The organism is Paenibacillus sp. Soil522, from assembly GCF_001428245.1.
GTDB lineage: Bacteria > Bacillota > Bacilli > Paenibacillales > Paenibacillaceae > Pristimantibacillus.
On record NZ_LMRV01000077.1, the window covers coordinates 199,016 to 219,062 of the forward strand.

The window sequence follows — 20,047 nt, forward strand, 5'->3', positions numbered from 1 at the left end:
ATGCTTCGATTTGAACAACTTAAGCAGTGCTACACTATTGATTCAAATGAATACGACCTGCTCCTTCCATAAACAGATGAAAGAACGTAACAGTTACGATATAATAGTGAAATGAATCAGTCATTTTTAAATACGCAAAAACGGGAGAAGCTGCGATGAATAATAGAGAACCACATATACCCGTGCATCTGCTGTCGGGATTTCTAGGGAGCGGCAAGACCACACTGCTAAGCAGATTGCTTGACTATTACAAAGCGCAAGACAAGAAGCCGGCTGTCATTATGAACGAGCTGGGGGATATTAATTTAGACGGACAGCTGCTTGGCGATGAGGTGCCGATGGCGGAAATGCTGAGCGGCTGTATTTGCTGCACGATGCGCGGCGATTTGGGAATGGAGATCAGCATGCTTATAAGCGAGCATCAGCCTGATGTCATTTTTATTGAATCGACAGGTGCCGCAAATCCGATGGAAACGTTGGACGGGGTAACAGAAGCGGCTATGTACAAAGCGATCGACCTGCGCAGCGTTATTACGGTGGTTGACGGACCGGAGCTGCTGGAGCGCAGCCGGAACGGCAAAGGGCGCACGTTCAAGCTGATGCAGGAGCAAATTCGGTGCGCGACGATATTGCTGCTGAATAAGGCGGACAAGCTGGAGCCGGATCAGCTGGTGGAAGCGCAGCAGCAGCTGCGCGGGCTAAATGCCCATGCCCGGATCATAGCGACCGTCCGCTGTGCGATTGACGATTGGAGCTGGCTGGAGGCGGAGGCAGAATCAAGCGCTAAATCCCGCATGCATGCCGATATTGAAGCGGGTCAAATGCAGCAGCATACTCATGGCGAAGGCGGGACCTGCTCGGTTGCCGGCTGCTCTCACGATCACGATCACCATCACGACCATGCCGGTAGCCATCATTCGCATGAGCATGTCATGGTCGTAACGCATTATTGGCGCAGTCCGGTAAGCAGTGAAGCATTCGAGTCGCTGCTGCAGAGGCTGCCGGCTAACATTTACCGTGCGAAGGGGATCGTGACGTTTACGGATGCGCCAAGCCGGTTTCTTTTTCAATACGCCTATAAGGAATCTGATTTTATGAGAATCGATCCGCAGGGGCATGTAAACGATGTGGCGGTATTCATCGGGGAGCATTTCTCCAAGGATTGGCTGCTGAGGGAGCTGGAGCATCTGGAGCAGGCCGGGAAAATGGACGAGTAAGCTGGCTTGTTCAAGGGAGGAAAATGTCGAAAACTGCCATTATCATGACTATTCACGTGAATGCTTGGGCAAAATAATCCAGATGAGGCTTGGCTACAGCCTCTGCATCATGAAAGCAATGGAAAGGTGTGGCAGCAAATGATTAGAAAATGGTTTATCCCCGCCGTGGCGCTTGCCGTTCTGTTTTCAGTCGCTCCTGTATGGGCAGCGAAGTCGGTAACGGCTTTGCCGGATGCTGCACTAGTGATCCAGCACCCTAAAGAGTCAGGCGAAGATAGCGGGCATATGCATCACAAGGGAAAAATGACGCGCAAAGATTTTGAAGCGTACCGGCTGGAGAAGCTGAAGGAAATAGCTACCTATTTTGGCATTCAAACGGACGGGAAGACTGCTGAACAGCTGAAGAAGGAAGTAGAGGCAGCGAAGCTGGCCAATAAGGATAAGTGGGAAGCCTTTAAAGCGGAGCATCAAGCGAAGCGGCTGGAGCATTTGCGCAAAATAGCCGAGGAGCATGGCATTAAGACCGAAGGTAAAACCTCGGAGCAGCTGCGCGAAGAGCTTTACCTTCTTCATGGCGGAAAAGGCAAACGTCCCCATCGCTTGGAAGATCATGATCGTTCCGCCGATGATGACGATAAGCAGAAGGACAAGCAAAATCAAGCATAGCCTGATATCTCGACTTGCCTTCCCGGTCATTTTCCGAGAGGGCATTTTTGCTTTTAAGCCAAATAAACAAAAATTCGAAAAAACTTGCCGTCTATTTGAAATCGAAATAGGAGCAACCGACTCTTGCGTCGTGAAAGAATAGGAGTCAAAAAGCAGGTTTTTGTCGAAATATATAGTATTTTCATCCTATCTTTCTCATTGTAATTGGGCCAAAATGTCAAGTATACTAGAGCCATATCGTAATTTGACATATTTCATCGTTTGTTTGCTTTGTTCAACAACAAGGGGCTGATAGATGTTGAGAAAGATTAGGCTAAGCATTGCTCAAAAGTTAATATTTTCTCTTGGCCTGCTTGTTATTCTTTCATTTGCTATTTTAGTATCTACCCACCTTATCAAGCTTTATGAGTCCAATCTGCGTGAAAGCGAGCTTCTCGCGCAAACCCAGACCATGGCATACATAAATCCGTTTTCGAAGTCGATGGATCAAACAATGGCGATGCTGGAGACGCTGAAAGCAACCATGCTTCAGATGGACAAGGATCATATGCAGAATCGTGAATACATCGTCGAATTGCTGCAGCAGGTGCTTAGCAGGAATCCTGAAGTTTTAGGCGTTTACACGTTATGGGAGCCGAATGCGTATGACGGGAAAGATGCGCTTTACCGCAACAAAAATAGCTACGATGATGCTACCGGGCGGTTCATTCCCTATACGGTTCGAAAGGATGATACCATTATCGTTTTGGCTCTTGAGGATTACGAGGATAAAGAGAAAGGGAGCTACTATCAAATTCCTAAGCTTACCAAATCCTTTTCATTAATTGAGCCGTATTCTTACGATGTAGAAGATAAATCGATATTGATGACCTCGCTTGTACTGCCAATTTTGGACGAGCAGGATCAATTTTTAGGAATAGTAGGGGCGGACATCTCGTTAGAATCCGTCCAGAAGCATATTGAGACTTTTCGGCCGTTAGGCGGTTACGCAAATATGATTACGGCTGATAATAAATATTTGGCCAACGGCAGAAATCCGGAGCTTGTTAATTTTCCTTATCGGCTATGGTCGAATTACGATGAGCTTGAAGCGATGAAAGGGACGAAACCGCAGTTCGGTTATTCGCAAGGTCCAAGCGGTGACGGGACTGTCCTGCGAATTTTTTATCCCATACCGATTCATAATGTGTTTTGGTATATTGAAACAGTCATTCCAAAAAAGAATATGCTGTCGGATTACTATAAGAGCCTTAGGGAATCGATTCTTATAACAGGGCTTGCCCTGCTTTTCATGACGATCGTAATGGTGCTGCTCGTCCGGAAAATCATTTTGGTTAATATTCATAAGGTTGTTCAAGCAACCTCTGCTGTCGCCATCGGAAATGAAGAGATGCAGCTAAGCATTCATACGAATGATGAATTTGAATTTATGGCGAATCATTTCAATAATATGCTTAACCAGCGAAAGGAAGCAGAGCATCTGATCGAGTACCAATCGACGCATGACTTAATGACCGGCCTGCCGAATCGCTATGCTTATCATCGCTATATGGAAGGGAAAGCGGCGGCGGGAATTATGATTAAGGGTTACTTTACTCTGCTCTTCATCGACCTTGACCGGTTCAAAATGATTAATGATACGCTCGATCTCGCGATGGGTGACCAATTGCTCCGCCAGGTGGCGGAGCGCATCGTACGTGCGGTTGGCAGCGGGGGGCGCGTATTCCGGTTCGGGGGCGACGAGTATATCGCTCTGCTGGAAAACATCATTCATCTGCATCAGGCCACGCGCATAGCGGAAGAGATATTGTCGGTCATTTCCGAGCCTATCAGGCTAAAGGACCGGATGTTCTATATTTCGGCAAGCATCGGAATGAGCATTCATCATGAATGGACGCCCGCAACTGCGGATCAGCTCGTGAAGGAAGCGGACATTGCGATGTACGTCGCCAAGAAAGAGCGCAACACGTGCAAAATATATTCTCCTTCCATGAATGATGTGTCGAAGAGGGAGCTTATACTTGAGAACAGCATGTTAAAGGCGTTGGAGCTCGGCCAATTTATGCTTGATTACCAGCCGAAGATCGACGTGTCTACCGGAAGCATTTTTGGAGCGGAAGCCTTAATAAGGTGGAAGCACCCGGAGCTTGGCATGGTGTCGCCGCTGGATTTCATTCCGATTGCGGAGAAGACGGGCTTTATTATACCGCTGGGCGAATGGGTGCTCTATACGGCATGCCGGCAGCTTAGCGAGTGGGAGCGGATGGGTTTGCCGCCGCTTACAGTAAGTGTTAATATGTCGATGATTCAATTCCAGCAGAAGCAAATCGTACATACGATCGAACATATCATTTCGGATGCGGGCATTCGTCCTGAGTTGATCGAGCTGGAAATTACAGAGTCGATTTTTATGGATAATCCCGCGCACACGCTCAAAATATTGCACGAGCTGCAGCAGCTTGGCGTTAAGCTGTCGCTTGATGATTTTGGTACCGGCTATTCATCGCTCAGCTATTTGCAAAATATTCCGCTGCATACTTTGAAGCTGGATAAATCCTTTATAAGCGGTATCGTGAACGATATAAAGAAGCAAATGATTTTCAAATCCGTCATCGTCATCGCGCATAATTTGAATTTGAAGGTGGTTACGGAAGGTGTGGAGACGCAAGAGGAGCTGCGTGTCATACGTGACCATAAATGCGATGCCGTTCAGGGCTACATATTTAGTCCTCCCGTTCAAGCGCCTAGGTTCGCGCAGCTTTATCTGGAGCATTTGAAAGAAAATGCTTGATGTGAAAATTTGCCGGCTTGTTTATTATGAAGCGAAAAGATTTCTAAAGAAAGCTGCCTCCATGAGGAGGCAGCTTTTCGTAATTTATATTGTCCACTGAGAGTGGACGATCGCACTTACATACCAGGCTCCGTTTAACTCCTCAAGCACCAGAATGAGGCTTTCCCAATCCATTCCACCATATTGTGGGTCAAAACCGCTGAAATAATAATCCATTACAAAGCTGTTTGGGAATACGTCTTCAATGTTAACGATCGTGTTCCCCAATCCTTTTATTTGATCTACGCCTACAGTCTCCGGTTCCATAAAATCCTTATCGTATACAAACTTGTCATAATACTGTTGAAAGGTTAATGAAATCGGATCGCCGGAGCCGTCAAAGGAGCCCCAATTGTAAACGGTCGGATCTGTTAATGCCGGCAAACTTGAGGCTGGAAATACTTTGGCAGTCGCGGTATCAATATGCGCATAGGGAGAGAACAATAGACCTTTAACAGGATGAATGTATACCGCAAGTGCGGACATGTCATCTTCCTTTAAAGCTAAAATGACTGCGGCCGCCGCATCCTCGGGCGTTGCAGCTTCCGGAGGTTCATTATCAACATCGGTGCTTGGTTCGCTTACCGCAGTTGGTTCAGGCGTTTCCGTGCTTTGATTTTGACCATTATTCGAAGCTGTGTTTCCGTTTCCTGCATTGGTGTTCGTTTGGTTTGCATTTGAGCTGCAGGCTGATAGAAGGAGCGCTAGCACGAGGACAGCCATCCATTTTTTCATATTCGATCACCCCATATGTGATTTGGTTTTAAAGCTTCTTTATAAGTCAGACGTGAATTGTTCTGAAAAGTTGCATAGGTGCTTGTGGACTTTATTTTTCTCTGTTAAACTATATTTGTGTTCAGTAAAATTATTAACTAAATTCGGAGTGTGAAATGGCGACAATAAGAGAGATTGCGCAGGAAGCGGGCGTTTCAGCTGCTACTGTATCAAGGGTATTGAATAATGATGCCACCCTGGCAGTAAGCGAGGAAACGCGGAGACGTGTATTCAGTATTGCCGAGCAATTGCAATATAAGCCTTCCAGATTGCGAAGAATGAAAAAGGAAGAGCAACTGTCCCGCCAGCAAATCGGTTTGCTCATGTGGTCGTCACTTGAGGATGAGCATGAAGATCCTTATTTTTATTCTATTCGAAAAGGAATTGAAACACGCTGCGAAGAGCTCGGAATCAGCATTATTAAAGTGTTTCGTGGCAACAGCCGCATGGAGATGCAGCCCGTGCACGAGCTGGATGGCGTCATCGTTGTCGGTTCGATCGATGATAACGATGTCCGTCAATTGTATGGTAACGGCAATCGGCTTGTTTTTGTCAACCATTCGTACGAGCTTAACGAGTACGATACAGTGAAGCTGCATTTTGAGCAAGCGACTAGGGCGGTAATCTCGCATCTGATAAAGCTGGGGCATGAAAAAATCGGCTACATCGGCGGTCACGATAATGTGCACCGGCTGAATCGTCAATTTGAATACACGGAGAACGATGAGCCGCGCCGCATATTTTTCGAGAAGGCGCTGCGCGAGCTGGGGCTTTATGATGAAAGCTATGTGGTAAAGGCGTATTGGTCTTCTAACAGCGGATTCGAAGCGATGAATCAGCTGCTTCAGCAAGGCTCGCGGCCGACGGCTTGCTTTATCGGCAGTGATCCGATGGCAGTGGGCGCGCTCAGGGCGCTGCATGAGCATGGTATTAAAGTGCCGGAGGATATGGCGATTGTAGGCTTTGACGACATCGAAATTTCCGAATATTTGAATCCGCCGCTAACAACCGTTCGCGCGCATACGGAGCAAATGGGAAGAACGGCTGTACAGCTGCTGCTTGAGCGTATTGAAGGGCGTGAGGCGGCTGTTCATATGACGATCAATACGACACTCATCGTTCGCGAAAGCTGCGGCAGCTCATTGAAAAAAGGCGAAGCGGAATAAGAAGATCCGGATACAGAGATTCTCTATGCCTGGCGTGTATGTAAATTTTAGGAGGGTATTTATTTTGACTATTCAATATGATCAGCAGCGTTCGGTATTTCATTTACAGTCGAAGGATACGAGCTATGTCATCCACGTTACAAAAACAGGATATCCCGCGCATATCTACTGGGGAAAAAAAGTTCGCGGCGTACAGCTGGAGCGGTTATTTGAGCTGGCAGAGCGCGCTTCCTTTACTCCAAGCACGGAGCTGGACCAGTTGGAATTGTCGCTGGATACGCTTCCGCATGAATATCCCGCCTACGGCAACTCCGACTTTCGGATGCCTGCTTTCCAGGTCAAGCTGCCTAACGGCACAACCGTAACGGATTTGCGTTATGAATCGTATAAAATCACCGATGGTAAGCCAGCGCTTGCCGGATTGCCGGCGGCGTATACGGAAAGCGACTCCGAAGCGCAAACGCTGGAAATTACACTTAAAGATGACTTGACCGGCTTGTCTGTTATTTTGTCTTATACCGTATTCGAAGCATTCGATGCGATTACCCGCTCGGCTAGAATCGTCAACAACGGTACCGACACGCTGCAATTGCAGCGCGCATTAAGCATGAGCCTTGATTTTGCGCATGACCGCTTTGAAATGCTGCAGCTATCCGGCGCTTGGATTCGCGAGCGTCATATTCATAAGCGGAAGCTCGTTCCAGGATTGCAGTCAATCGAGAGCCGCCGTGGCTCGAGCAGCCATATGCAAAATCCGTTTGTCGCTTTGCTTTCCGAAGGTTCGACAGAGGATCATGGCGACGTGTACGGGGTGAATCTGGTATACAGCGGCAATTTCACAGCCGGCGTAGAAGTGGATCAATTCCATGCCGCACGTCTATTCATAGGCATCAACCCGTTCGACTTTAATTGGCAGCTGGAGCCGGGCGAGCAATTCCAAACGCCTGAGGCGGTTATGGTCCATTCCGAGCACGGGCTTGGCGGCATGTCGCGCAGCTTCCACGATTTCTACCGCGCCCGCTTAATTCGCGGTACGTTCCGTGACCAGACGCGTCCGATTCTTGTAAATAACTGGGAAGCGACTTATTTCAACTTTAACGCGGATAAAATCGAAGACATTGCGCGCGCGGGCAAAGAGCTCGGCATCGAGCTGTTCGTGCTGGATGACGGCTGGTTCGGTAAACGCGATAGTGATAACTCTTCGCTTGGCGATTGGTTCGTAGACCGCAATAAGCTGCCAAACGGTTTGGAGGATTTAGTCAGCCGCGTGAAGCGTCTCGATATGCAATTCGGCTTATGGTTCGAGCCGGAGATGATATCGCCGGAGAGCGAGCTGTACAAAGCGCATCCGGACTGGTGCCTGCACGTGGAGGGGCGCCGACGCACGCAAGCGAGACAGCAGCTCGTTCTCGATTTGTCGCGCAAGGACGTTCAAGAATATATTGTGAAGTCGGTTTCGGATATTCTCTCAAGCGCTCCGATTACGTACGTGAAATGGGATATGAACCGCAACATGACGGAAATCGGCTCTGCGCTGCTGCCTGCCGAGCGTCAACGCGAGACGGCTCACCGGTATATACTTGGCCTTTACGCCGTGCTTGAGGAGATTACGTCATCGTTCCCGAATATTTTGTTCGAGAGCTGCTCCGGAGGCGGCGGCCGCTTCGACGCCGGCATGCTGTACTACATGCCGCAAACCTGGACGAGTGATAACTCGGATGCGGTATCCCGCCTGAAAATCCAATACGGCACAAGCATCGTTTATCCGGTAAGCGCAATGGGCGCTCACGTCTCTGCTGTGCCTAATCATCAGGTTGGCCGGATCACCTCGCTTGCGACGAGAGGGAATGTCGCTTTGTCAGGCAACTTCGGCTATGAGCTTGATCTGACTCAGTTTACAGAAGAGGAGAAGAACGAGGTCAAGGAGCAGGTTGCATTGTACAAGGATGTTCGTCATCTTGTGCAGTTCGGAGACTTCTATCGTCTGCTTAGTCCGTTCGAGGGCAATGAAACGGCGTGGATGTTCGTATCCAAAGATCAAAGCGAAGCTTTTGTCGTCTTTGTTTCCGTGCTGCAGGAGCCGAATCCGAAGCTTAACCGCTTCCGCCTAAAAGGCCTCGATCCGAACCGCGATTACAAGCTGTATGGCGAGGAAACGGTATTCGGCGGCGATCAGCTGCTTTACGCAGGCCTGGCGACACCGCAATTTTTCGGCGATTACTCGAGCAAGGTGTACCGTTTCCGCGCAGTGGAGTAAAGCGGAGTACGGTTTATAACGGCAGATTTATTGAATCTTATCAAGAGGGCGTACCGGAAGTTCATTAAACTTCCGGTACGCCCTCTTCTGCATGTTATGTATCCGCCGAGTCGGCTAATTTATAGATGTCGAGGCTGCTGCCGTTTGTTCCAGGGAGGATAAGCAGATTGCAGGCTCGCAGAGCTCTTCGTTTTTTTCGTTTGCGCGGTAGGCACATATGACTAAGGGACCATTGACTTGCTGAAAAATGAGATGTTAACCTGATTTCATATGGAAACAAATGGAGGGATACTCTTGAGTGAAAATCGCTTATCGGTAGGCTATGATGATTGAAGTGATGGGCCGCTATTTTGCGAATGGCGCCGGAGAGAATCCCTTTCTATTGATCGGAAACCCGGCAAACAAACGGACACTCGGTCTGCAGGCTGCCAGAAGCAAGCTGGGACTTGCTCCGGCTATCGAACTCTCCTACGAGCAGCTGCTTAAGCGTACTATTTACATACAAGATGTACTGCGGACATTCGCAGGCTTTGAAGAGATCATCATCCTTATCGATGCCCCAGGCGAGGATAAGGCGGTAGAGCGGGAGCTGATCGCATGGGGAGCGCCTGACCAGAGCGGCGATGACGTATTCTGGTCAGCCGGCTCCCTGCCTGACAGCATTTCAATTGCGGCGGAGGAAGCTCGGGGTCTTCCGCTGGAGCATGGACGAATCTATTATCCGGCGCAGTGGTACCGCGGGTATTGCCGGTTCCTTGCTGCTGTGCACCGGGAGGTGAAGGCCTTGAAAATGGCCGTCCGCTGGGTCAATTCGCCAGGAAGTATCGCGAGTATGTTTGACAAAAGAAGCTGCTGGCAGCTGCTGTCGCGCCACGGCCTTCTTATGCCGGCATTGCCGGCTCCTTCCGGAACGATAGGAAGCTACGACTCGCTCCAAGCTGCAATCGCGGCCAGCGGAATGAACCGGCTGTTCATCAAGCTGGCCTGCGGCTCGGGAGCCGCGGGCGTTATCGCCTACCAGATCAATCCGCGTACCGGAGAGGAGCTTGCCGTCACGACGATTGGCATAGAGGAACGTGCCGGCAGCTATAGCTTTTACAATACGGGCTTACTGCGGCGCTACAGCGAGCGTTCGGATATCCGGCGAATGATCGATTGGGTGTGCAGCGAAGGTGCACATATTGAACGGTGGATCGAGAAGGACAGCATCTTTAGCAAGTCGTTCGACGTGCGGCAGCTTGTCGTGAAGGGTCAGGCCTGTCATACGGTGCTGAGGCTAAGCCGCACGTCAATTATAAATTTGCATCTGCGCAACGAGCGAAGGACGGACGCGGACCAGCTTCTTTCCGCAGAAGTGATGCAAGCGGTGAAGCATACGGCTGAAGCTGCGCTCCGCGCGTTTCCGGGCAGCTTTGCGGCGGGCGTGGACGTACTTGTTCATCGGGGAAGCGGCAGGACTTATGCGATCGATATCAATCCTTTTGGCGATTTGCTATACGGTGCCGAGTATGAGGGGATGAACACCCATGAATGGCAAATGCGGCAGCTTCTCAGAAAGGATTAGGTACGAATGCTGGTTATGCAGCTGATGCCTTTTGTAACGGAGGCTGTCATGAGGCTGCACGGAATGAAGACCCGCAAGTTTCAGCTCAGCAGCGATGATAGCCAAATGGATAAAGGGAGCCCTTAGAGGCTCCCTTTATCCATTTGGCTTCGTAATTGCGCAAGGCGTCTATGCTTCAAATCCGCCCAAGTAGGGTAAAGTAATTTATGGTTGAATGATGAGAGGAGTGTACAAAATATGACGCAGGCGAAGAAGGTCGCTTTTCTGCTGGCCAACGATTTTGAAGATTCCGAGATGGCAAGCCCGTACGATGAAATGGTGAAGAACGGCCATGAAGCCGTCATTATTAGCTTAAAGGGCAATGAGCAGTTGAAAGGGAAGCAGGGAACCATTTCCTATACATCGCATTTAGGCATTGAGGAGGCGATTGCGGACGATTATGCCGCTATTATCATTCCAGGGGGGAAATCGCCATCCCATCTGATGAATAACGTTGCTGTGCAAGCTTTCGTTAAGGATGCCGATCAAGCCGGTACGACAATTGCTGCGATATGCCACGGTCCGCAAATATTGGCAGCCGCCGGTGTACTGAGAGGCCGCACGCTAACTGCCTATCCCGGCATTTCCTCGGAAATTGAAACAGCTGGGGGACACTTCGTCGACAAGGAGGTTGTCGTCGACCGTAATTTAGTGACGTCCCGGACGCCCGAGGATGAGCCGGCTTTCATCCGTGAGACGATCGGTAAGCTTGGGGTAAACGCTTGGTAGCTTGAGCTTATTATGGCCGTATGAGAAAGGACTGTCCCGCCGGATCCGAGAGGATGCTGCGGGACAGTCCTATTTGTTCTCTAACGGGGATATAGGTTGTGCTCGCATTAGAGTGATGAACGGTATTCTAATTGGTTCAAAGCATAATCGATGGCCTGATCCGAATGCTGAAAGAAATGCTCTTGACCAATAAATCTGTAAATTTCACCCCTTTTCAATACCTCGAGGGGCTGAGATTGGATCTCTGAAATCATGACGGTCACTCCGTATTTTCTGAAATGCTTGACCAGACTGTTTAGCTTGGATTCGCCGCTCGTATCCATGAAGGGCACTTTCTCCATACGCAGAAGCAGTACTTTAGATTTTTCATTTATCGTATTCATAACTAAGTTTTCGAATCGGTCGGCAGCGCCAAAAAATAAAGGGCCTTTTATGATACAAATGCTGATTTGCGGATAGTCATGACAGCTCGTCACCATGAATGCCGTACTCATCCGTTTTAAAAATAGAATGACGGATAACAGCAAGCCCGCCGCTACCGCAGTGGAAAGATTCGTCAATACAGTCAGTAAAAAAGTAAGGAGGAGTACGGCGGAGTCGCTCGTTTTGGACTTCAGAATATAAATAAATGGCTTACGTTCACTCATATTCCACGCGACGATTATTAGAATAGGAGCCATGCTTGCAAGAGGAATGTGCGAAGCGTAGCGCGAAAAAAAAATGAATACCAGAAAAACGACAATGCTATGCATAATGCCGGAAATCGGTGAAACAGCACCGTATTTCACATTGGTTGCGGTTCGGGCGATCGCTCCTGTGGCAGGAATCCCGCCGAATAGAGGCGTTACAAGATTAGCGATTCCTTGACCGATCAGCTCACGATTGCTGTTGTGGCGTTTGGCTGACATATTATCGGCTACAACGGCAGATAGGAGAGATTCGATACCGCCGAGCATAGCAATTACAATCGCAGGAAAGATGAGCTGCTCAATCCGCTGCAACGTCAGTTCAGGAAAATGCAAATGAGGCAAGGTGCCCGGAATGTCCCCGAAAACGGATCCTATCGTATCCACGTGCCCATTAAAAAATAAAGCTGCGGCTGCGCTCGATATAAGCATCCCCGTTAGAGAGCCGGGAAGCTTAGGCAGATACCTTTGCGAAAGTAGAACGACAGCTAAGCATATTGCGGCTGTTGCCAGGCTGAAAACGTTTATCGATGTCAAATGCTTGAATATTTCTGCAAGGTTGAACAAGAAGCTTTCATGCTTCTCGATATTTCTCAGCCCTAGAAGATTAGGCAGTTGTCCGGTAAATATAATCACGGCAATGCCGGAGGTAAAGCCGATCGTAACAGGCTTTGGCATATACTTGATTAAAGTGCCAGCCTTAAACAAGCCCATAATCACAAGAATAATACCGGACAGAAAACCTGCCAACAATAAATTTTCATAGCCGTATTGCATGGTAATGGCAAAGAGAATCGGAACGAATGCTCCTGTTGGCCCCCCGATTTGGTACCTTGAGCCACCGCACAAAGAAATTAATACGCCCGCGATGATGGTTGTGTAGATCCCGTATTCGGGCTTCACTCCGGAAGCAATAGCAAAAGCCATTCCTAATGGAATGGCAATAATACCAACTATCAAACCGGATAAGAGATCCTTGCGAAATGAAGCTGTATCATATCCTGCAAATCTACCTGTCCATCTCATCTGGCTTCCTTCTTTTCTTCATATATTTGAATATTTGAATATATATGAAATAGTACGCCTGAGTATGCCGAATGTCAATCGTAAACGGTTGCCCTTAAGGCTCGTTTCGTATGACTTCCAGCAGGGATATGGCATCTACCAGATGATTATCGAAAATTTGCTTGGCGATGACGAGTAAGTCCTTAATCAATGGGTCGCGCAGCGAATAGATCACGGAGGTTCCGTCCTTCAAGCCATAAACGACATTTTTATTTCGCAATACAGCTAGCTGCTGGGACACGGCAGAGCCTTCAGAGCCCAAAATAGTTTGGAGCTCGTTCACGGTTTTATCACCTTCGCAAAGTATTTCAAGAATTCGAATTCGTAGTGGATGAGCCAGGGCTTTAAAAAATTCGGCTTTAAATTGTGGAATGTCTTGATTCATGGCAATGGCCCCTTAGTCGTAAACTTTTTCATTTATAATTATCATAGCATAAATCGTTGAGCTTCATAAAAAATCTCATTATGTAAGATAATAGGACTGCAAATTTTTTAGCGGGCTCTCAAGTATCCATGATAAAATTGTTTTCCGGACATAACTGGAGTATACTTTAATATATATAAATTTTTGAATATTTGAATATTCATGATTAAGGGGGGGCGTGATTGAATGCCCGATACTACGCTTGATGAACAAACGGACAAGTCTGCAGGGCCCATTATTCATTTACCTACAAAAGTGAGCAGGACCTCCCTTATTGAAAACGGCATGCTCACCTTAAATGAATGGGGCGCGAATCATATTTGCAAGGTTTGTATCGCAAATAGCGGCTCATGCTGCCGCGATTGTCGTCATCTCTTGGATGGTGTGGGATGCCAGCGGCGAAATACAAGCTGTACGGCATGGTTATGCGGTTTTCATAAATTTTTATTATATGAGGTTGGCCAATTAGAGGAATGGAACAATTTTTGGCATCAGGTGCCCGGTCAGGATTATCGCGAGGACTTCACCCCGGAATATATCGTTATCGATAAAGCTTTACGCAGGCAAAAGCAAACGATGGAGCATCTAGGAGAAGCCCTTGCCGCGGATCTGCAGGAAATGGAGCGATCGCATATCGCGATCGGTATAATCATTACGCTTCGGGAAAAGCTTGATAAAAATATCGATCAGCTAACGACCGTCGAAAATGATCCTAAAAAGCAAATAAGGCTCAGAAGAAAGATAAAGGTACTTACTAGCGGCTTCGAGCGCTTTCATCACCTATTAAAAAAATATCATGAGCAGCAAGCCGATGTCATAAGTCCATAGCGAAAAGGAAGAAGCCGCGATTGCGGCTTCTTTTTTTGTTTCATGTCTTTCCATCTGCTTCCCCGTATAAGGATAATTTGAAAAATAAAACTTTCTCATCCGTATGAAGGGTTAGAATAGAGGCAGAAGATTGGAGGCTAACGCATGTTTTCTTGGCTCAGAATGGCGGCAATTATTGTTGTCGCTACTTTTTTGACCCGGTTTATCCCGTTTTCGGCTTTTTTTCAAAATGTGAATACACTGGTCCACGAGCTTGCCCATGCACTGGCAACCTTGCTGCTGAAGGGAAGCGTCATGCGTATTTACTTGTACGCGGATCAAAGCGGTGTGACCTATACGGCCTATACGGACAGCTGGATGCTGGTTCCGATTGCACTTGCCGGCTATACGGGCTCCGCCTTGTTCTCGCTGCTGCTTTTCTTTCTGCATGCCAAGGGGAAGGGGCGCTTCGGATTAGCTTTAATTGCAATAGCTGCGGGAGTGGCGCTAGCGCTTTTTGTACGAAACGGCTACGGCATGGCATGGAGCGCAGGCTTTACGGCAGTGACGCTGCTCATTTATTTTGTTGCGCCAAGCTGGCTGCGAAGCGGTTATTACTTGCTGATTGCTTTCATATGTTTAGTGGAATCAATCATCAGCCCGTTTATTTTACTTTTTCTGGCGATAACGGAGCCAGCCTCAGCGGGTGATGCGGCCAGCTTGAGCGGCGTAACCTTCATACCGGCGTTTGTATGGGCCGCCTTGTTTTGCGCATTATCGCTCTGGTGCGCGAAAGGAGCGATCGGTTATTTGTTTAGGAGAAGTCCTGACGGGATACTAATAAGTAAATAATGACTGGGAAGGGCTGTGAAGAGAATGTCGAAAGGCTTTAAGCTGTCCGTGAAAAAAAAGGCGGATTTATCGAACTTCGATCCGAAGGATACAGGACGTTTTTTAAGTAAGGATGAGGTTGTGCAGGAAGTGAAGGAGCTTGAGCAGGAGCTGCAGCAGCTGCAGGAAAGGCTCGTCGCTGGCAAAGAGCGGGCGGTACTGTTCCTATTCCAGGGCATGGATTGCAGCGGCAAGGACGGGGTTATCAAGAAAGTGTTTGCCGGCCTTCATCCGCAGGGCATTTCCGCCCACAGCTTCAAGGCGCCGACAGAGGAGGAAGCGCGGCATGATTTTTTATGGAGAGCGCATGCTGCTGTTCCCGCCCTTGGCCAGATCGCCGTGTTTAACCGCTCCTATTATGAGGAAGTGCTGATTACGAGAATCCACGGCAAGGTGCAGGATGAGGAGGCAAAGCGGCGGTTTAGACATATTAATCATTTTGAAGCGCTGCTTGCCGAGAGCGGGGTGAAGGTAGTCAAAATCTTTTTGCACATCTCGAAGCAGTTCCAGCTGGAGAAGCTCATCAGCCGCATCGAGGATCCGAGCAAAAACTGGAAGTTTGACCCCAATGATTTGAAGGAGCGCAAGTCATGGAAGCGGTATGGCGAGTACTACGAAGAGCTGTTTGAAAAATGCAGCAAAGAGGCGCCATGGCATGTTGTTCCCGCCGATAATAGGTGGTACCGCAATTATGCCGTGCTAAAAATCGCGGTAGACGCTTTGCGGAGTTTGGAGCTGAAGGAGCCGCCTGCGAATCCGGAGCTGCAGCAGCTTTTGGAAGAGATCAAGACGGAAGAAGGAAAGCATGCTGCGATGCGGGATTAAGTCATTTTTATATAAGCTTCATGTCAAAATTCCCTCGATATAGCAATCGATAAGAAATCTTTTTCTAAAGGGTATGCTACAATAAGAAACAGCTAAAGAGAAGCCATTGCAAGTCATTATGACTTATGGCAGCTAGTAAGAGAGGAGTTTGGATGTGAATACTGATCATGAATCCCATCAGACCGGTGGGACCTTTGGAGGCAAAGACAACTTTTTAGTCATTATGGTGATGATCCTCGGTGTGTTCGTCGCTATTTTGAATGAAACGCTGCTTAACGTTGCCCTATCCAAAATTATGGAGGATATTGGCATATCGGCAAGCACCGCCCAATGGCTGACAACCGGGTATCTGCTGGTCATTGGCGTGCTTATTCCGGTCACTGCTTTTTTAATCCAGCGGTTTACGACAAGAGGTTTGTTTCTGTCGGCTATGTGTTTGTTTACGCTAGGTACTTTTATAGCGGCTGTAGCACCCGGCTTCACTGCGCTTTTACTCGGAAGATTGCTTCAAGCGGCGGGAACAGGATTGCTGTTTCCTCTGCTAACCAATGTAGTATTCGCTATGGTTCCGATTGAAAAACGGGGTTCGGCCATGGGAACGATCGGTATCGTAATCACCTTCGCTCCCGCTATCGGACCTACACTTTCCGGGATCATTGTCGAGCATTTTAGCTGGCGTGTTCTTTTTTTCAGCGTGCTGCCTATCGCTCTGCTTGTTATTATCTTTGCAGCTGCGAAGCTGAAAAATGTAACCGAAACGACGAAACCGAAAATTGATCTGCTTTCGCTTCTTCTTTCAACCTGCGGATTTGGAGGGATCGTATACGGCTTCAGCAGTGCGGGCGGAGGTGTCGGAGGATGGTCAAGCGGCATGGTTTTGATTCCGATGGCAATCGGCATTGTTTCGCTGGTGCTGTTTACTTGGAGACAATTATCGATATCCGAACCGCTGCTCGAACTGCGAACATTTAGTTTCCGGGTATTTCGATTGTCCACTTTGATTATGATGGTCGTCATGATGGCCATGTTCTCCGCCATGATGCTGCTGCCGATTTTTCTACAAAATGCTTTAGGCTACACTCCGCTTAAGGCAGGTCTGGTTATGCTGCCCGGAGGAGTAGTGATGGGAATTATGTCCCCTATCAATGGCCGGTTATTTGATAAGTTTGGCGCCAAATGGCTGGCCATTATCGGATTGGCGCTTATGGCCAATACGCTGTGGCAATTTGCGCATATTACGCTGGATACATCCTACAGCAAGATTATGATTTTGAATACGCTGCTGATGCTGGGTATTTCCATGCTGATGATGCCGGTTATGACCAATGCGTTAAATGAGCTTCCTCCTCCGTTATATGCGCATGGTACGGCCATTATCAGTACGCTTCAGCAGGTTTCGGGCGCTGTAGGGACAGCGCTGCTTGTAGCGATTATGACCAATGGCTCGAGAAAGTTTTTGGAAACAACGTCGAGCACAGACGAAGAGTCTGTCATTCAAACTCTTGCTATGATTGCCGGAATGAAAAGCGCATTTCTGTTTGCATTTGGATTGGTTTTCGCCGCCTGGATCGTTTCGTTTTTGCTTAAACGAGCGGTACCGCCGGAAACAGAGCCAGGGATGGAAAGCAAGCGTGTGTCTGCGCATTAAAGGGCTGTTGTTACACCTTAGATTGGAAAGTTAATAGAAACAGAAGTGAAGACAAAAGGCTGTTCCAAAGTCATTCAGTTGACGCTGGGACAGTCTTTTTGACCGTTATATACTTATTAACGGATGCAACCTGGTGGTCTGCTTGCGTCAGATTATATTCGGCCCCTGCTTCTAGTTCATTAAATCGAGAGAGACGGGCTCATTGAGCTGGAATTGCTGCTGGGAGCTAATTTCCCACTGGCCGTCGGAGGATTCAATCTGATACAAATATTCTTTTCCTTGGAACTGTACGTTCGTAACCTCGCCCTTAAGACCCGTTTGCAGCGGTGATCCGAGATGAAACTGATCGGTTCTTACTGGATAGGTTCCGTTTTTTTTGAAATAGTCCGCCACATGATGGCCTTGCCATAGAACAGCTCCATTAGAGCTTGCAGGAACAAAGGTGTCGTTATACCATTTCCCTTGAACGAGGTTGGCCTTGGACACGAATTTGGCAACAAACTCTGTCTGAGGGCGCAAATAAATGTCCTGCGGCGTGCCTGCCTGCTCAATTTGACTGTCCTTCATGACGACAATGCGGTCAGCCATCGCCAATGCTTCGCTTTGGTCATGCGTGACATAGATGATAGCCGTTTTCGTTTGCCGGTGAATATGCTGGATTTCACGGCGCATATCCATGCGGAGCATGGCATCCAAGCTGCTGAGCGGCTCATCCATGAGCAGCAGGGAAGGCTCTGCCGCGATCGCTCTTGCAATGGCAACGCGCTGCTTTTGTCCGCCGGACAATTCATGGGGCATACGCGCTTGCTTCCTGCCTGTTCAAAGCCAAATATCGTAACGCCAATCGTTTGTGAGCCAGTTGACCACAATAATGCAGATACCGTAAGCTCGGTAAATGCTGTGAAAAAGACGAGGAAGGCGCCGCTGAGCATTCCGGGCAGCAGAAGCGGCAGCAGAATGAAGAACCATTTCTTCCAATAGCCGGAGCCGGATATATGCGCAGCCTCCTCCAATGACGTATCAATTTGCATAAAGGCTGTAATAGTTGCGCGCAACTACAGAATAAGGAAGCGGCAGACATATGCGATGAACAGAATGCGAATCGAGCCGTAAATACCGGGGTTCCAGCCGGGTATCGGCTCCATCCATGCAAAGATCATGGCAAGTCCAAATACAATGCCAGGCAAGGTGTATGGGAGAGCGATGGCAAGCTCTGCCGATTTGGTTGCCCATGACGGCTTGCGAACTCGAGCATAAGCGAGCAAAGAGCCAATAACTAGACAGATGCCTAACGTTGTAATGGAGAGCACGAAGCTGTTTTGAATGGATTGCCAAACCTTCGGGTTTTTAAGCAAAATATATTTATAATTGTCTAGCGTTAAATTCGCAGTTTGGAACGGCAATCCATAAGCCTTTTTCAAGGAAGTGGAAACCATCGAAAACAATGGAACGATAGTTATGAACATAAGAAAGGTCCATATAGCGCCCGTGATCCACATCCGATGCTTTCCGAGCATGTAACGGGGACTGTGGTCCGTAATAACGGTGTCTGCTGATTTGATTCTTCTTACAGCAAGCCATTGCAGCAATGTGCCCACAATCGCAATCGCGCCTAGAATGACAGAAAGAGCAGCGCCTCTGGCGAACGCAGAAGGACCGAATCCAATAATTTCTTCATAGATTAGGGTGCTTAAGACGGATATATTTTTGGGAATGCCAAGAAAAGCCGGAATACCAAAATTGTCCAATGAAGCCAAAAAGACTAACAAGCCGCCAGACGTGACCCCAGGCAAAACTAACGGGAATGTGACGAGATAGAACGTTTTCCATTTGCCCGCGCCGCTAGCTCTTGATGCCCACTCCAGATCGCGCGGAATTTTCTTAAGCACATTTACGGTCAGAAGATAAACAAGCGGAAAATGATGAATCCCCATTACAAAAATAATGCCGCCATAACTGTACATACTCCATGGAGCGGCCTCCGGATTGAACCACTGCATAATGCCCGCCACTATACCTTGGTTACCCATAAAGGACGACCAGGACAACGTTAATACATAGGAAGGCAAAACAAAAGATAGCAAAATCGTCATATGCAGCGTTTTTTTGTATTTTATATCCGTATAGGCCATAAACCATGCGGCAACGACTCCCAGAATGATGGATAAAACGGATGAGCAGATGACGATAATGAACGTATCCTTTAACGTTTTCCATAGTCGATCCTGCTTGAGCATCTCTGTGTAATGGTTCAACGTTATGCCAGTATCGCTTTGGAAGCTTAAGAATACTAATTTAACAAGCGGCACTATGAAAAACAAAATGAGTGAAAGAACAGTGAGCAAGATAACAATTCTATTGCTTAAGAAAAAAGAAAGGAAGGCGCGATTAGCTCGGCGTTCCTCTCTTTTAAGCTGATTAAAACTGGGATTTGTCATGATGCATGCGCTCCAATTCGG

16 protein-coding genes and 1 pseudogene are annotated in these 20,047 nt (G+C 48.0%); 11 read left to right on the forward strand and 6 right to left on the reverse strand.

What is annotated here, in order from left to right; genetic code table 11:
- The first annotated feature begins 155 nt into the window (after positions 1 to 155).
- From ASG81_RS24370 to ASG81_RS24380, 3 genes are all read left to right on the forward strand, one after another.
- The gene (locus ASG81_RS24370) at positions 156 to 1,217 is read left to right on the forward strand and encodes a CobW family GTP-binding protein (RefSeq protein ID WP_056640515.1); all 1,062 of its coding nucleotides are present in this window, start codon (positions 156 to 158) and stop codon (positions 1,215 to 1,217) included.
- A gap of 138 nt (positions 1,218 to 1,355) precedes the next feature.
- Positions 1,356 to 1,883 (forward strand): hypothetical protein, encoded by a 528-nt coding sequence (locus tag ASG81_RS24375; RefSeq protein WP_056640518.1) that lies wholly within the window; start codon positions 1,356 to 1,358, stop codon positions 1,881 to 1,883.
- Between the two features lie 295 nt (positions 1,884 to 2,178).
- On the forward strand, positions 2,179 to 4,674 hold the full coding sequence (locus tag ASG81_RS24380) for a bifunctional diguanylate cyclase/phosphodiesterase (protein WP_056640521.1): 2,496 nt from the start codon (positions 2,179 to 2,181) through the stop codon (positions 4,672 to 4,674).
- A gap of 84 nt (positions 4,675 to 4,758) precedes the next feature.
- On the opposite strand, the gene ASG81_RS24385 is transcribed toward ASG81_RS24380, so the two are convergent.
- Positions 4,759 to 5,448: a hypothetical protein gene (locus ASG81_RS24385; protein WP_056640524.1), complete on the reverse strand. Its 690-nt coding sequence runs from the start codon at positions 5,446 to 5,448 to the stop codon at positions 4,759 to 4,761.
- Positions 5,449 to 5,603: 155 nt separating this feature from the next.
- Here ASG81_RS24385 and ASG81_RS24390 point away from each other — a divergent pair, with 155 nt between their 5' ends.
- The 4 genes from ASG81_RS24390 to ASG81_RS24405 all read left to right on the forward strand — a co-directional run bounded on the left by ASG81_RS24390 (position 5,604) and on the right by ASG81_RS24405 (position 11,242).
- Positions 5,604 to 6,653 carry a LacI family DNA-binding transcriptional regulator gene (locus tag ASG81_RS24390; RefSeq protein WP_056640527.1) on the forward strand — a complete coding sequence of 350 codons (1,050 nt, stop codon included), beginning with the start codon at positions 5,604 to 5,606 and terminating at the stop codon, positions 6,651 to 6,653.
- Between the two features lie 64 nt (positions 6,654 to 6,717).
- Positions 6,718 to 8,910 carry an alpha-galactosidase gene (locus ASG81_RS24395; RefSeq protein ID WP_056640530.1) on the forward strand — a complete coding sequence of 731 codons (2,193 nt, stop codon included), beginning with the start codon at positions 6,718 to 6,720 and terminating at the stop codon, positions 8,908 to 8,910.
- Positions 8,911 to 9,247: 337 nt separating this feature from the next.
- Positions 9,248 to 10,474 carry an STM4014 family protein gene (locus tag ASG81_RS24400; protein WP_081417566.1) on the forward strand — a complete coding sequence of 409 codons (1,227 nt, stop codon included), beginning with the start codon at positions 9,248 to 9,250 and terminating at the stop codon, positions 10,472 to 10,474.
- A 237-nt stretch (positions 10,475 to 10,711) separates the two neighbouring features.
- Positions 10,712 to 11,242, forward strand: a complete 531-nt coding sequence (locus tag ASG81_RS24405; RefSeq protein WP_056640533.1) for a type 1 glutamine amidotransferase domain-containing protein — start codon at positions 10,712 to 10,714, stop codon at positions 11,240 to 11,242.
- A gap of 107 nt (positions 11,243 to 11,349) precedes the next feature.
- Here ASG81_RS24405 and ASG81_RS24410 read toward each other — a convergent pair whose 3' ends face one another.
- Both ASG81_RS24410 and ASG81_RS24415 read right to left on the reverse strand, forming a co-directional pair.
- Positions 11,350 to 12,954: a SulP family inorganic anion transporter gene (locus ASG81_RS24410; RefSeq protein ID WP_056640536.1), complete on the reverse strand. Its 1,605-nt coding sequence runs from the start codon at positions 12,952 to 12,954 to the stop codon at positions 11,350 to 11,352.
- Positions 12,955 to 13,048: 94 nt separating this feature from the next.
- Positions 13,049 to 13,378: an ArsR/SmtB family transcription factor gene (locus ASG81_RS24415; RefSeq protein WP_056640539.1), complete on the reverse strand. Its 330-nt coding sequence runs from the start codon at positions 13,376 to 13,378 to the stop codon at positions 13,049 to 13,051.
- A 225-nt stretch (positions 13,379 to 13,603) separates the two neighbouring features.
- Here ASG81_RS24415 and ASG81_RS24420 point away from each other — a divergent pair, with 225 nt between their 5' ends.
- The 4 genes from ASG81_RS24420 (at position 13,604) to ASG81_RS24435 (ending at position 17,588) form a co-directional block, all read left to right on the forward strand.
- Entirely contained in the window at positions 13,604 to 14,245 is a 642-nt protein-coding gene (locus tag ASG81_RS24420) for a hypothetical protein (protein WP_056640542.1), read from the forward strand.
- 144 nt (positions 14,246 to 14,389) lie between these two features.
- Positions 14,390 to 15,076 (forward strand): M50 family metallopeptidase, encoded by a 687-nt coding sequence (locus ASG81_RS24425; RefSeq protein ID WP_056640546.1) that lies wholly within the window; start codon positions 14,390 to 14,392, stop codon positions 15,074 to 15,076.
- Positions 15,077 to 15,100: 24 nt separating this feature from the next.
- Positions 15,101 to 15,940: a PPK2 family polyphosphate kinase gene (locus tag ASG81_RS24430; protein WP_056640549.1), complete on the forward strand. Its 840-nt coding sequence runs from the start codon at positions 15,101 to 15,103 to the stop codon at positions 15,938 to 15,940.
- A gap of 154 nt (positions 15,941 to 16,094) precedes the next feature.
- Entirely contained in the window at positions 16,095 to 17,588 is a 1,494-nt protein-coding gene (locus tag ASG81_RS24435; RefSeq protein ID WP_235549008.1) for an MDR family MFS transporter, read from the forward strand.
- Between the two features lie 171 nt (positions 17,589 to 17,759).
- Here the strand turns inward: ASG81_RS24435 and ASG81_RS24440 are convergent, their stop codons facing one another.
- The 3 genes and pseudogenes from ASG81_RS24440 to ASG81_RS24445 form a co-directional block, all read right to left on the reverse strand.
- The gene (locus ASG81_RS24440; protein WP_056640552.1) at positions 17,760 to 18,386 is read right to left on the reverse strand and encodes an ABC transporter ATP-binding protein; all 627 of its coding nucleotides are present in this window, start codon (positions 18,384 to 18,386) and stop codon (positions 17,760 to 17,762) included.
- Between the two features lie 68 nt (positions 18,387 to 18,454).
- Positions 18,455 to 18,643: pseudogene (locus tag ASG81_RS33590) on the reverse strand (ABC transporter permease subunit); the annotation flags it as partial.
- On the reverse strand, positions 18,644 to 20,026 hold the full coding sequence (locus ASG81_RS24445; RefSeq protein ID WP_056640555.1) for an ABC transporter permease: 1,383 nt from the start codon (positions 20,024 to 20,026) through the stop codon (positions 18,644 to 18,646).
- Positions 20,027 to 20,047: the final 21 nt, after the last annotated feature.